This is a genomic window from Burkholderia sp. KL41, assembly GCF_057005415.2.
Window position 1 is genome coordinate 1701151 of the sequence record NZ_CM174446.1, and the last position, 11975, is coordinate 1713125.

12 protein-coding genes and 1 pseudogene are annotated in these 11975 nt (G+C 65.4%); 8 read left to right on the top strand and 5 right to left on the bottom strand.

What is annotated here, in order from left to right:
* Positions 1 to 321 precede the first annotated feature (321 nt).
* Positions 322 to 612 (top strand): putative quinol monooxygenase, encoded by a 291-nt coding sequence (locus PQB87_RS07945; protein ID WP_027787696.1) that lies wholly within the window; start codon positions 322 to 324, stop codon positions 610 to 612.
* Between the two features lie 40 nt (positions 613 to 652).
* Here the strand turns inward: PQB87_RS07945 and PQB87_RS07950 are convergent, their stop codons facing one another.
* The 3 genes from PQB87_RS07950 to PQB87_RS07960 all read right to left on the bottom strand — a co-directional run bounded on the left by PQB87_RS07950 (position 653) and on the right by PQB87_RS07960 (position 2265).
* Positions 653 to 910 (bottom strand): hypothetical protein, encoded by a 258-nt coding sequence (locus tag PQB87_RS07950; protein WP_021162409.1) that lies wholly within the window; start codon positions 908 to 910, stop codon positions 653 to 655.
* A gap of 135 nt (positions 911 to 1045) precedes the next feature.
* Complete coding sequence (locus tag PQB87_RS07955; protein ID WP_011351789.1) at positions 1046 to 1324, bottom strand: hypothetical protein; 279 nt, start codon at positions 1322 to 1324, stop codon at positions 1046 to 1048.
* Positions 1325 to 1548: 224 nt separating this feature from the next.
* Positions 1549 to 2265, bottom strand: a complete 717-nt coding sequence (locus PQB87_RS07960; protein WP_021162408.1) for a YdcF family protein — start codon at positions 2263 to 2265, stop codon at positions 1549 to 1551.
* Positions 2266 to 2422: 157 nt separating this feature from the next.
* On the opposite strand from PQB87_RS07960, the gene PQB87_RS07965 reads away from it, so the two are divergent.
* Complete coding sequence (locus tag PQB87_RS07965; protein ID WP_011351791.1) at positions 2423 to 2740, top strand: hypothetical protein; 318 nt, start codon at positions 2423 to 2425, stop codon at positions 2738 to 2740.
* A gap of 191 nt (positions 2741 to 2931) precedes the next feature.
* On the opposite strand, the gene PQB87_RS07970 is transcribed toward PQB87_RS07965, so the two are convergent.
* Positions 2932 to 3183: a hypothetical protein gene (locus tag PQB87_RS07970; RefSeq protein WP_060056313.1), complete on the bottom strand. Its 252-nt coding sequence runs from the start codon at positions 3181 to 3183 to the stop codon at positions 2932 to 2934.
* 197 nt (positions 3184 to 3380) lie between these two features.
* A pseudogene (locus PQB87_RS07975) lies at positions 3381 to 3776 on the bottom strand (transposase); the annotation flags it as partial.
* A 430-nt stretch (positions 3777 to 4206) separates the two neighbouring features.
* Here PQB87_RS07975 and PQB87_RS07980 point away from each other — a divergent pair.
* The 6 genes from PQB87_RS07980 to nusA all read left to right on the top strand — a co-directional run bounded on the left by PQB87_RS07980 (position 4207) and on the right by nusA (position 11913).
* Complete coding sequence (locus PQB87_RS07980; protein ID WP_021162406.1) at positions 4207 to 5109, top strand: LysR family transcriptional regulator; 903 nt, start codon at positions 4207 to 4209, stop codon at positions 5107 to 5109.
* A 74-nt stretch (positions 5110 to 5183) separates the two neighbouring features.
* Positions 5184 to 6386 carry a pyridoxal phosphate-dependent aminotransferase gene (locus PQB87_RS07985; RefSeq protein WP_111942019.1) on the top strand — a complete coding sequence of 401 codons (1203 nt, stop codon included), beginning with the start codon at positions 5184 to 5186 and terminating at the stop codon, positions 6384 to 6386.
* A 272-nt stretch (positions 6387 to 6658) separates the two neighbouring features.
* Positions 6659 to 7690 (top strand): SMC-Scp complex subunit ScpB, encoded by a 1032-nt coding sequence (gene scpB / locus PQB87_RS07990; protein ID WP_048020761.1) that lies wholly within the window; start codon positions 6659 to 6661, stop codon positions 7688 to 7690.
* A 60-nt stretch (positions 7691 to 7750) separates the two neighbouring features.
* Positions 7751 to 9517, top strand: a complete 1767-nt coding sequence (gene rluB, locus PQB87_RS07995; protein WP_489242789.1) for a 23S rRNA pseudouridine(2605) synthase RluB — start codon at positions 7751 to 7753, stop codon at positions 9515 to 9517.
* A gap of 462 nt (positions 9518 to 9979) precedes the next feature.
* Positions 9980 to 10438, top strand: a complete 459-nt coding sequence (rimP, locus tag PQB87_RS08000; RefSeq protein WP_014897219.1) for a ribosome maturation factor RimP — start codon at positions 9980 to 9982, stop codon at positions 10436 to 10438.
* Entirely contained in the window at positions 10438 to 11913 is a 1476-nt protein-coding gene (gene nusA / locus PQB87_RS08005; RefSeq protein ID WP_006476166.1) for a transcription termination factor NusA, read from the top strand. The genes rimP and nusA overlap by 1 nt, the downstream gene beginning before the upstream one ends.
* The last annotated feature ends 62 nt before the right edge of the window (positions 11914 to 11975 follow it).

The following is an 11975-nucleotide window of genomic DNA, read 5'->3' on the forward strand; positions in this document are numbered from 1 at the left end:
GATGGCTGGCACGCAACCTGCTTTATATGTTGGAATCGTTGAAACAGGGAGGATGGCGTCAGATACCGGGGGTGCGCCGCGAGCGCCCGATCAACGGTATCGACGTCTTCGAATGCCGATGCGACAAGTGTCGGCACAACTGATGATGATCCGCGCCAGCGTGCGGATCCCGATGGCCCCGTCGCCTATCCTCGTAGGGCGACGGTTTCGCCCGCGCTTCTCTGAAGCGCGGGCTATTTTTTTGGCCGTCGTGCGGGGCCGTGCCGGCGCAGCCGATACACGATTCGCGTATTCTCGGACTTTTCCAGATGAGGGGGTGGAATGGCGGAAATTGCAGTCGTGGCGCTGATCGTGGCGAAGCCGGGCGCCGAGGAAAAGTTGCGCGTCCAGCTCGAAGGGATCGTCGAGCCGACCCGCAACGAAGCAGGCGCACTGCAGTACGACCTGCATCGGGATCTGAAGGAGCCCGCGCGGTTCGTATTCGTCGAGCGTTGGGAAAGCGAGGAGGCGCTTGCTGCCCATGCCCGTTCCGCGCACATTCTGGCTTATCGCGAAGCGGCCGCGGACTGGATCGAGCGTTCCGAAATCCGCGTGCTGTCGAAGCTCGTCTGAGCCGGGTGGGGCGACCGGACGTGTCCGGTCGCGGGGTGCGTCAGTGCGACGTGTTGGGGACGTCGAGGATCAGGATGATCGTCCAGTCGGCGTCGCCGTCGTGATGATACTGTCGCTCGGCGACGATGAACGGTTGCTGTTTGCCTTGCGGGCCGAGGAAGAGCACGTCGCCCTCCATCGGCAGGCACTCGATCGGCGGCAGCGCGAGGAACGCGTCGGCCGAGCCGCGGGGCATCAGTTGCTTGATCTGGCGAGTGGCGGCTTCGGTCCACTCGATGTCGAGTTGAATGTTGCTCATGCTGTCCTCCGCACCGGGGTGCGCACGGGTGGAAAAATTCGGTGCGCGACTTTAGCACAGCGCACGCGCGCCGCAATCAAAAAAGCCGAACCCGGTTGCCCGGATTCGGCTTTTTCTTGTGCGGTACCGCCGAACTTACTGGCTGGCAGCGTCTGCGGCCTTGGCAGCCTTCTTGCCGGCCTTCTTTGCGGCAGCCTTGTGGTGAGCAGCCTTCTTGCCGTGGTGATGCTCTTCCTGCATCGCCGGCTGTGCGGCTTCGGCCGCTTGCTGCTGCTGCAGCGCCTGTGCGCGCTGCTCGATCTCGGAGATCTTGGCCGGATCGGTAATCGTCTTGATTTCCGTGCTCTCTTGCGCATACGCTGCGCCAGTCAGCGCCGACATCGCTACCAGGATAGCCAGGGACGTCTTCTTCATTGCTTTACCTCCGCTAAGTGGTGATGAACCCGAGTGTTGCCGTTTTGTCTGGCGACTGCAATCGAGTGCGTGTCGAGTGTAACAAAAGTGACGGATCAATGTGCATCGGATCGAGGCGGGACGCAAGGCCCCGTTGAAGTCGCGCAACACTTCGCACCCTTCGTCACGCGCCTGCCATCGTCGTCGCCGCATTCATTTCCGCTCGGGTTTCCCGCAGCCGTCAGTCAGAACCACCCGAGCCATCGATAGACGTGGAACTGCGCGATGCCGACCAGTTCATGCAGCGCCTGTTCGGCGTTGGCCAGGTTGCGCCAGCGCGGCAGCCAGCCCGTTTGCGCGCGCCGGCGATTCGCATAAACGGGCTGCGGGTCGATCCCGAAGTGGCGGAAATCGAGCAATGCGCGGCGCATCTGATATGACGAAGTGACGAGAATGCGTGCGTCGTCATGCTGTGAGCGTAATATGGGTGCAGTGAATTTCGCGTTTTCGTAGGTTGTGCGGCTATCTGGTTCCAGAACGAGGTCCGCGGGAGCGACGCCTTCCGCGACGAGCTGGCGCCCGTAGACGGCCGCTTCGGTTTCTCCGTGATGCTGCGGGTCGCCGCCCGACATCACCACGGTGCAGTGTGCGGCCTGCTGCCGGCACGCGTGGTAGAGCGCCGCGACCTTGTGGATGCGGGCGGCTCCGTCAGGCGGGGGCTGCAGTCCGGCGTCGGTGCGCCGTGTTCCGGCGCCGATGAGAATCAGTGTGGTCCGCCCATGCATGTCCGGGTGCTCGACAGGTACGACTCCCGCTTCGGTCCACGCGATCAGCGGGGCGGTGAGCCAGCCTGTCGCGAGCAGCCAGAGCAGCGCAACGGCGGCCATCGAGATGATTTGCCGCCGCTTGCGGCAGAGCATGAAACAGATGAAGAGAAGTACAAATGAATCGAACAGAATCAATTTGATTGGGGTATGGTGTCTTTTTATGGACGGCTGACGATCCGGCCCTGACGCGACGCCGAACGTCGGCCTCCAGAATCGGTGGCGGTATCGGCGGGCGGAGACCCCGCCCGGCGCGCCGCTTCGCATTGTCGCTGCACTTTAAGAAAGAATCGAGATGGCCACGTATTCCAACGAAGCGGTGCTCGACGCATTGAGACGAGTGCAGTACCGCCAGGTACCGTGGGCACGCCGCCCGGGTGTGTTCGAGTATCTCCGTTCGCTTGGGCTGATGGACACGGTCAGGCAGAAAACCGTAGCCCCCGCGCCGGGCTTTCACGCACCGGTCGACATTGCCGTGCTGACCGAAAGCGGCCGAGCCGAGTTCTCGCGCCTCGAGCGCGACGAGAAATTACTTTCCTGGACCGATCGCCGTATGGCCGACTACGCATTGAGCGAAGCGAGTGCCGTGGCGATTCTCGAAAGCCGCCTGTAGCGGCCGACATTTCTCCGCACGCATCGCCCGCGCGGCGGATGATACAAAAAAAGCCCGTATCGCGAGGATACGGGCGTACCGGATACTTTTGCTGTTGCCACGCTGTGCTCATGGCAACGTTGTGACTCGCCGTATGCGGCGCAGTTCCCGGCAGCGGGCATTTTCTTTGGTGAATCCTGAAATTGGCAGGACTACGGATGACGCGGTACGTCCGACGGCTGCGAGCCGATGCGCGCTCGCGCATTGCTGGCGATGTCGCCGCGCAGGTCGCCGCGCGGCACGGTCTGCCGGCCGGACGGGTTGGCGGAGGGTGGCTGGCGGAGCGTGTTCCGGTGATCCTGCTGGCGATGGGGCGGTTTCGCGCGATCGTCGGCGCGGGCTGGAGCGGACAACGCCAGGGAAATGACAATGCCGCATGCAACGAGCAGTGACATTGGTTTCATGGCGGGGCTCCCTTCAAGCCACGCGGCTTGTTGATATGTCGCTAAGGTAAGCGTGGGAGTGCAGGCTTGCTGTAAATATTGGTAAATAGATGTATCGCGCCACGACAATGGTAATCGACGGCACCGCTGGCGTCGCGAACAGATCGCGTCGCGGAAAGAAACCGGGCGGCCGAAGCCGCCCGATCGAGCATTCGTTACGCCATCTTGACGGGCGCGCGCCAGGATTCCGGATTGGTCCAGAAGGCGCCGCGCAGCCGGTCGCGGCTCGGCGGGGCGGGCGGCTTCGCAGCACTCGCGCCGATGCGCCCGCGCAGGGAGATCTGCCGGCCGCTCGTGCCGAGTCGCTTCACGATTTCGGCGAGCGTGCCGTCCGCCTGCCATTCGTCGAAGCGACGGCGGCAAGTCGGCGGCGACGGATAGCGGCCCGGCAGCTTCGACCAGCCTTCGCCCGTCGACAGCACCCACAGCACGGCGTTCACCACCGAGCGGGCTTCCACGCGGGGGCGGCCGCGCCGCTCACTCCGTGCGGGTTCCGAGCAAAACAGACCTTCGACCAGCGCCCACTCGTTATCTCTCAAATCGTCGAACAGCATCATGTCCTCACCTCAGCGAAGCTAACTCCGGTGCGCTGCCCTGCGCCGCGCACTCTTCAAGCACTCGATCGTCGAGTGCCGGGTGGGGGCGTCCGGTTGGCCGGCAGCGGCGTTTCTGCTCTTCCGTCCGACGAAACCTGCGCCCTGTGCGCCAGGTGATGCACGAAGCGTGCCATGTCGGAGGTAATTCCCTCGAGAGCCGCTTGGCAGCGAGCTAACGGCTAAGTCAGCTAGGGGCGTATAAGACGCCAAAATAACCCGCCAGCAAATCGGGACAATCACCAATCTTGTGCAGTTCGCCCGCACCGCGTGCGTTCGCGTCGGTATTGCACCGCAGCGAAACATGGGGGCAGATGCCTGATTCGCACGTCGACGCCGGATTCGCGCATTAAAATCGTGCATCGATATCGACGATTGATGAGGTCAGGAAATGAACGTCACGCTGCGCCAGCTTCGCGTCTTCATCGAGGTAGCGCGGCTCAGGAGCTTCAGTCGCGCAGGCGACGAAATCGGGCTCACGCAGTCCGCGGTCAGCCGCTGCGTGCGCGAGCTCGAGGCCGAGCTCGGGTTGAAGCTGATCGACCGCACGACGCGCGACGTGCAGCTGACCGATGTCGGCGCGAACCTGATTGCGAGTGTGTCTCGTCTGCTCGACGATCTCGACGACACGCTGCGCGAGATTCGCGAAATCGGCGAGCAGCGCCGGGGGCGCGTGATCGTCGCGGCCAGCCCGACGATCGCATGCCGGCTGATGCCGCGCGTGGTTGCGTCGTGCGAGCGCCAGTTCCCGTTCGTGACGCTGGGCTTGCGCGACGACGTGCAGAGCGACGTGTTGCGCAAGGTGAAGTCGAGCGAGGTCGATTTCGGCGTCGTGATCGGGCCGCTCGCGGTTGGCGATCTCGTCTGCGAACCGCTGATGACCGATTCGTTCTGCCTTGTCGCGCGTGCCGACCATCCGCTCGCGGCGCGTGCCGAGGTGCCCTGGACGGCGCTGGACGGCGAGCGCCTCGTGCTCCTCGATCATGCGTCGGGAAGCCGGCCGCTGATCGATGCCGCGCTGGCCGCCCATCGTGTCAACGCGACGGTCATGCAGGAGCTCGGGCATTCGGCGACCGTGTTCGGCCTCGTCGAGGCCGGCGTCGGTGTGAGTGTGCAGCCGTGGCTGTCGCTGCCGCTGCCGGCCGGCTCGACGCTCGTCGCGCGGCCGCTCACGCCGCGCACCGAACGCACGGTCGAGCTGGTGCGCCGCCGCGACAGGTCGTTGTCGCCTGCCGCTCAGGCGATCTGGGAGCTTGTGCGGCAGATGCCGGCGAGGGCGGAGGACCTCGACTGACGCGCACCGACGTGCGCCGGTCCGGCTTGGGGCCGGTACACTACGCGGATCGTGTTCCTCGATGGTGGTGCTCGATGGCGCATTCTGCAGATTCTCTTTCGGTGTCTGGCGCGCTGGCGGCGCGCGATGTGGTGCACGCGCTGCGTCCGTCGCTGATCCGGGAAGTGGCAAACGCCGGCTTCGGCGTGCCGGACATGCTGCCGTTCTGGTTCGGCGAATCCGATCGCGTGACGCCGGACTTCATCCGCAACGCCGCGACGGCGGCGCTGCGCGACGGCGAAACCTTCTACACGCACAACCTCGGTACCGCGCCGTTGCGCGACGCTATCGCGGCCTACGTCAGCGCCCGTCACGGTGCGACGGCGGCCGACACCGTGGCCGTGACGAGTTCGGGCGTGAGCGCGCTGATGCTGGCCGCGCAGTTGCTGGTCGGTCCGGGCGAGCGCGTCGTCGCGGTTACGCCGCTGTGGCCGAATCTCGTCGAGATTCCGAAGATTCTTGGGGCGCGGGTCGAATGCGTACCGCTCGGCTATGGCGAGGCAGGCTGGCAGCTCGAGATCGGGCGGCTGCTTGCGGCGCTGACGCCCGATACGCGGATGCTGCTGATCAACTCGCCGAACAATCCGACGGGCTGGACGATGTCGCGTGACGACCAGCGGGCCGTGCTCGCCCATTGCCGCCGCCACGGCATCTGGCTGGTTGCCGACGAGGTGTACGAGCGGCTCGCGTTCGGTGCGGACGGCGCGCCGTCGTTCCTCGACATCGCGTCGCGCGACGAGCGGGTCGTTGTCGTGAATTCGTTTTCGAAAGCGTGGGCGATGACGGGCTGGCGCCTGGGATGGCTCATCGCGCCGGCAGCGGTGATGGGCGACCTGTCGAAGCTCGTCGAATACAACACGTCGTGCGCGCCGGGTTTCGTACAGGCCGCGGGCGAGGTCGCGCTGCGCGATGGCGAGCCGTTCGTGCGGTCGTTCGTCGCGGCGCTGCGTGACGCGCGCGATCACCTGGTTGCCGCGCTGCGCACGCTGCCGGGCGTCGAGGTGCCGCCGCCACCGGGCGCGATGTACCTGTTCCTGCGCCTGCCGGGCGCGGCCGACAGTCTGGCGTTCTGCAAGACGCTGGTGCGTGAAGCGGGGCTCGGCCTTGCGCCCGGGCGCGCATTCGGTCCGGAAGGCGAAGGGTTCGTGCGCTGGTGCTACGCATGCGATCCGGCACGACTCGACGCGGGCGTCGAGCGGCTGCGCAGCTTTCTCGCGCGCGGAGCGGCCACCCGCTGAAGCGGGGCCGGAGCGGATTCAGCGCGCTGGCGGCAGCCGGTTCGGCTCATCTTTACGCACCGGGCAATTTTGCGTAATATGGCGCTCAGTCACGCGGTTCCGTCGTTGAGCCGTGCTGTTCCGTCCGGTTTGGGCCTGGCCTGAAGTTGGTTCGCCGCCCCCGGTTCGTGCTCCCATCAATATGACCGATCAGAATCGGGCGAGCGCGTCTTCCGTTCCTTTCGTCTGTTTGTTGATCCGGTTCGTTTGACCACAGGGTCTGGCCTAGCTGCATGAATACCCAAGAGGCGAAGATCGTCCTCGAGACTGCTTTGATCTGCGCGCAGGAACCGCTGAAGCTTGGCGATTTGCGCAAGCTCTTTGCCGACGGCGTGTCGGCTGACACGGTCCGCACGTTGCTCGAAGATCTGAAACAGGATTGGTCCGGCCGCGGCGTCGAACTGGTGGCGCTGGCGACCGGATGGCGCTTCCAGAGCAAGCCGGCGATGCGTCACTATCTGGATCGCTTGCATCCCGAGAAGCCGCCGAAATATTCGCGCGCGGTGCTCGAGACGCTCGCGATCATCGCGTACCGGCAACCCGTCACGCGCGGCGACATCGAAGAGATTCGCGGTGTCACGGTCAATACGCAGGTGGTCAAGCAACTCGAGGATCGCGGCTGGATCGAAGTGATCGGTCATCGTGACGTGCCGGGGCGCCCGGCGCTGTATGCGACAACCAAGCAGTTTCTCGACGACCTCGGCCTGAAGGCGCTCGATGATCTGCCGGCGCTCGAAGAGCCGGCCGCGAACATCGAGGCTGCGCTGCTGGCGCAGCAGGCGATGGATTTCGACGGAGACATGTCGATTGCCGACGACGCAGCGGGCGACGCCCCGCAGGCGGACGAGGCATCGGCCGGCCAGCCGGCAGGAGTGCCGGGCGATTCCGCGGCGGACGTCGTGCCGACGCAGGAAATCGCGAGCCGCGATACGCTCGAAGCTGATCGCGGGCAGGCGGAACAATTGGAACAGGCTGGCGCCGAAGTAGTGCCGGCCGGTGTGCAGCCCGAGCCGCTGCGCGCGGATTGGAGCGAGGAAGATCGCAAGCCGGCCGCCGAAGCGGTTGCCGGAGACGGAACGGAAGCGGCCGGCGACATGCCCGGCGAGGCTGGTCAGGCCGACGCCTCCCGTTCCCGTCCCGCGGACGGCGAGATGCTGGACGACACGTCCGACAGTCTCGCCGATGCCGTACGAAGCGCCAGTGCACCCATCGGTGTCGACGCGCTGCCGGACGACGAAGCAGAACCCGAACAGCGTCGCGCCTGATCGCGGCCAACTTCTTGCCGCGCCCGCGCCGGGCGCGAGACCTGACATTTTGAGGTTGTTTTGACAGATATCCACGATATTGAGTCGTCCGCGCCTGCCGTGCAGGCAGCGCGTGCCGACGATGCACCGGAGCAGGGCGCTCCGGCCGAGGGCGGTGACGAGCGTCCCCGCCGCGGTCTGCGGCGAGGCCCGCGCAGCCTGATCGCGCGACGTCGCGCGGCGGCCAAGTCGAAGGGCGCCGAAGGCGAGCCGCAGGGTGGCGAAGACGCTGACGCGCAGCCGGCCGAAGCCGCCGAAGCGCAGCAGCCGGCACGTGCGCCGCGCAAGGAAGGCGCGGCCAAGGGCAGTCGCAAGCCGGCCGGCAAGCGCGAAAGTGCGACCAAGGCCCAAGGCGGTCAGGGTGGCCAGGGCCGTCGCGGCGGCGCATCGAAGGCTGAAGGTGGTGCGGCGAAGACGGAAGGCGATGCGTCCCAGGACGAACTGTTCGCCTACGTGACGTCGCCGGCATTCGACGCCGACAATTCCGCGGGCGGTAGCGGCGTGCGTGCGCCGATGCTGCGTCGCGGCCGCAACCAGCCGGCGAACAAGCGCGTGCTGTCGCCGGACGACGACGCGCCGAAGCTTCACAAGGTGCTGGCGGAAGCGGGCATGGGCTCGCGCCGTGAGATGGAAGAGCTGATCGTCGCCGGCCGCGTGTCGGTGAACGGGGAGCCCGCACACATCGGCCAGCGCATCATGCCGACCGACCAGGTGCGGATCAACGGCAAGCCGGTCAAGCGCAAGCTGCCGAACAAGCCGCCGCGGGTGCTGCTGTACCACAAGCCGACGGGCGAGATCGTCAGTCACGCGGATCCGGAAGGCCGTCCGTCGGTGTTCGACCGCCTGCCGCCGATGAAGACGGCGAAGTGGCTCGCGGTCGGCCGTCTCGACTTCAATACCGAAGGTCTGCTGATGCTGACGACTTCGGGTGACCTCGCAAACCGCTTCATGCATCCGCGCTACAGCGTCGAGCGCGAATACGCGGTGCGCGTCGTCGGCGAGCTGGCCGAAGGCATGCGTCAGAAGCTGCTGCATGGTGTCGAGCTCGATGACGGCCCGGCAAACTTCCTGCGCATCCGCGACGGCGGCGGCGAGGGTACGAACCACTGGTATCACGTCGCGCTGGCCGAAGGCCGCAACCGCGAAGTGCGCCGGATGTTCGAGGCGGTCGGCCTGATGGTGAGCCGCCTGATCCGTACGCGTCACGGCCCGATTCCGCTGCCGCGCGGCCTGAAGCGCGGCCGCTGGGAGGAGCTCGACGACACGCAGGTGCGCAAGCTGATGGCGACCGTCGGCCTGAAGGCGCCGTCCGAGGAGAAGGGCAAGCGCGGCGGTGCCGGCCAGGTCGAGCGTCGCCAGCCCGATCCGATGCAGACATCGATGGGCTTCATCAGCCGCGAGCCGGTGCTGACGGCGCACGGGCAGCTGGATCAGCCGCGTCGCGGCGGCGGTCGGCGCGGCGGGCCGGGTCTGCCGGGCCTGAGCGGCTACGGCAGCCTGCCGGTTGCGCCGTCGGGTTACGGCAATCGTGCCGGCAGCGGCCGCGATGGCAACCGCGCGGGCGGTGGTCGCGACGGCAATCGCACGGGTGGCGGCCGTGATGTCGACGGCAACCGCGCGTCGTACGGCGCAGGCCCCAAGCGCGAAGGCGCGGGCGCCAAGCGTGGCGGCAGCAAGGGTGGCGGCAATCGCAATCCGAACGGCAATCGAGCTGACGGCGCCGGCAACGGCGGCGGTCCGCGCGGCGGTGGCCAGCGACAGCAGCGCAGTCGTACGCGCAGCCGCTAAACACACATTGGCGCACGGCGGCACAAAGCCGCCGGCGTGCCGGCCCGATCGGCATCCCGCCGATTTTTGCCGGCACGGCGTAGTGCGCTGATTGCTTTCGACTATATATAGTTAGTCGCGTGCCGCTGCGTCGCAGCCGGCATGACCGATCTCCGGCCTGGCAGGATGGTGCTGGCTGATCGGATAACCCGATTTCGCATTTTTGGGTCGGTAAAGGCAGGCGATACGCTGCATTTACCGGCTGGCTTGGCGTTTGCGCCAAAAATCGCTATAATCGCGGAGTCGCTGGGCGTACGGATTCAATGTGCGGCTCAGGTGCGACCACCAGTAAGAAGATGGGCGTTCCGCCCATTTTTTTTTGCTGAAACGGTTAGGCATCTCGGGTAGCGCTTCCTGCGCCGGCTAAGGCGCGCGCCCGCGGGTGAATCGCGAGCGGCGGGCGCGAACACCTGAGAGGACACTGTGCAACTGACGGAACTGATAGAAACCACGGTCACCGGGCTCGGCTACGAGCTGGTGGATCTCGAGCGCACTGGGCGCGGCATGCTTTGCATCTATATCGATCAGCCTGCCGGCATCTCGCTCGAAGATTGCGAAAAGGTCACGCGTCAGCTCCAGCACGTCTTGACGGTCGAAAACATCGATTACGAACGGCTCGAAGTCTCGTCCCCGGGGCTCGACCGCCCGTTGAAGAAGCTGGCCGACTTCGAGCGCTTCGCCGGCAGCGAAGTTTCCGTGACCTTGAAAAAGCCGCTGGACGGGCGCAAGACGTACCGGGGCATTCTGCACGCGCCGAATGGCGAAACGATCGGTTTGGAATTTGAGAGGAAGAAGGGCGAGGCGGCCATGCTGGATTTCACGCTGGCCGATATCGACAAAGCCCGCCTGATTCCGCAAGTTGACTTTAGGAGCCGCAAATAATGAGTCGCGAAGTGTTGATGCTGGTGGATGCGCTGGCGCGCGAGAAAAACGTCGACAAGGATGTGGTGCTGGGCGCCCTCGAGGCCGCGCTCGCATCTGCTTCCAAGAAGCTGTTCGACGAAGGCGCCGAAATCCGCGTCCATATCGATCGCGAAAGCGGCGAGCACGAAACCTTCCGTCGCTGGCTCGTCGTGCCCGACGAGGCAGGCTTGCAGGAGCCGGATCGCGAGATCCTGCTGTTCGAAGCACGTGAGCAGAAGCCCGACGTCGAAGTCGGCGAGTATGTCGAGGAACCCGTTCCGTCGATCGAGTTCGGTCGCATCGGCGCGCAGGCCGCGAAGCAGGTGATCCTGCAGAAGGTGCGCGACGCCGAGCGCGAGCAGATCCTGAACGATTACCTCGAGCGTGGCGAAAAGATCATGACGGGTACGGTGAAGCGCCTCGACAAGGGCAACTTCATCGTCGAATCGGGCCGTGTCGAGGCGCTGCTGCGCCGCGATCAGCTGATCCCGAAGGAAAACCTTCGCGTGGGCGACCGCGTGCGTGCGTACATCGCGAAGGTCGACCGCACCGCGCGCGGCCCGCAGATCGAACTGTCGCGTACGGCGCCCGAGTTCCTGATGAAGCTGTTCGAGATGGAAGTGCCGGAAATCGAGCAGGGCCTGCTCGAGATCAAGGCGGCTGCCCGCGACCCGGGCGTGCGCGCGAAGATCGGCGTCATCGCGTACGACAAGCGGATCGATCCGATCGGCACCTGCGTCGGCATCCGCGGCTCCCGTGTGCAGGCCGTGCGCAACGAGCTTGGTGGCGAAAACATCGACATCGTGCTATGGTCGGAGGATCCCGCCCAGTTCGTGATCGGCGCGCTCGCGCCGGCAGCTGTCCAGTCGATTGTCGTCGATGAAGAAAAGCACTCGATGGACGTCGTCGTCGACGAGAACGAGCTGGCTGTCGCGATCGGCCGCAGCGGTCAGAACGTTCGTCTTGCTGGCGAACTGACCGGCTGGCAGATCAACATCATGACGCCGGACGAATCCGCCCTGAAGCAGGGTGAAGAACGCGACCGGCTGCGTGCGCTGTTCATGGCGCGTCTCGACGTCGACGAAGAAGTTGCCGACATCCTGATCGACGAAGGCTTCACGAGCCTGGAAGAGATCGCGTACGTGCCGCTCAACGAAATGCTCGAAATCGAGGCGTTCGACGAGGACACCGTGCACGAACTGCGCAACCGCGCACGCGACGCGCTGTTGACGATGGCGATCGCGAACGAAGAAAAGGTCGAGAACGCAGCGCTGGATCTCAAGAGCCTCGACGGCATTACGCCGGAGCTGCTCGCGAAGCTGGCCGAACACGGCGTGCAGACGCGCGACGATCTCGCCGAGCTGGCTGTGGATGAACTGGTCGACATGACCGGGATGGAAGAGGATGCCGCTAAGGCGTTGATCATGAAAGCACGTGAACACTGGTTCCAGTGAGAAATGACCATGGCGCACTGATTTGATGGCGGCCGTATGGCCTGACCCGATGCTAACCGCAA

What these genes read in the sequence shown, in the direction of transcription:
- PQB87_RS07945 (WP_027787696.1), top strand. Translation starts at nt 322, where the DNA reads ATGGCGGAAATTGCAGTCGTGGCGCTGATCGTGGCGAAGCCGGGCGCC.
- PQB87_RS07950 (WP_021162409.1), bottom strand. Translation starts at nt 910, where the DNA reads ATGAGCAACATTCAACTCGACATCGAGTGGACCGAAGCCGCCACTCGC.
- PQB87_RS07955 (WP_011351789.1), bottom strand. Translation starts at nt 1,324, where the DNA reads ATGAAGAAGACGTCCCTGGCTATCCTGGTAGCGATGTCGGCGCTGACT.
- PQB87_RS07965 (WP_011351791.1), top strand. Translation starts at nt 2,423, where the DNA reads ATGGCCACGTATTCCAACGAAGCGGTGCTCGACGCATTGAGACGAGTG.
- PQB87_RS07970 (WP_060056313.1), bottom strand. Translation starts at nt 3,183, where the DNA reads ATGAAACCAATGTCACTGCTCGTTGCATGCGGCATTGTCATTTCCCTG.
- PQB87_RS07980 (WP_021162406.1), top strand. Translation starts at nt 4,207, where the DNA reads ATGAACGTCACGCTGCGCCAGCTTCGCGTCTTCATCGAGGTAGCGCGG.
- PQB87_RS07985 (WP_111942019.1), top strand. Translation starts at nt 5,184, where the DNA reads ATGGCGCATTCTGCAGATTCTCTTTCGGTGTCTGGCGCGCTGGCGGCG.
- scpB (WP_048020761.1), top strand. Translation starts at nt 6,659, where the DNA reads ATGAATACCCAAGAGGCGAAGATCGTCCTCGAGACTGCTTTGATCTGC.
- nusA (WP_006476166.1), top strand. Translation starts at nt 10,438, where the DNA reads ATGAGTCGCGAAGTGTTGATGCTGGTGGATGCGCTGGCGCGCGAGAAA.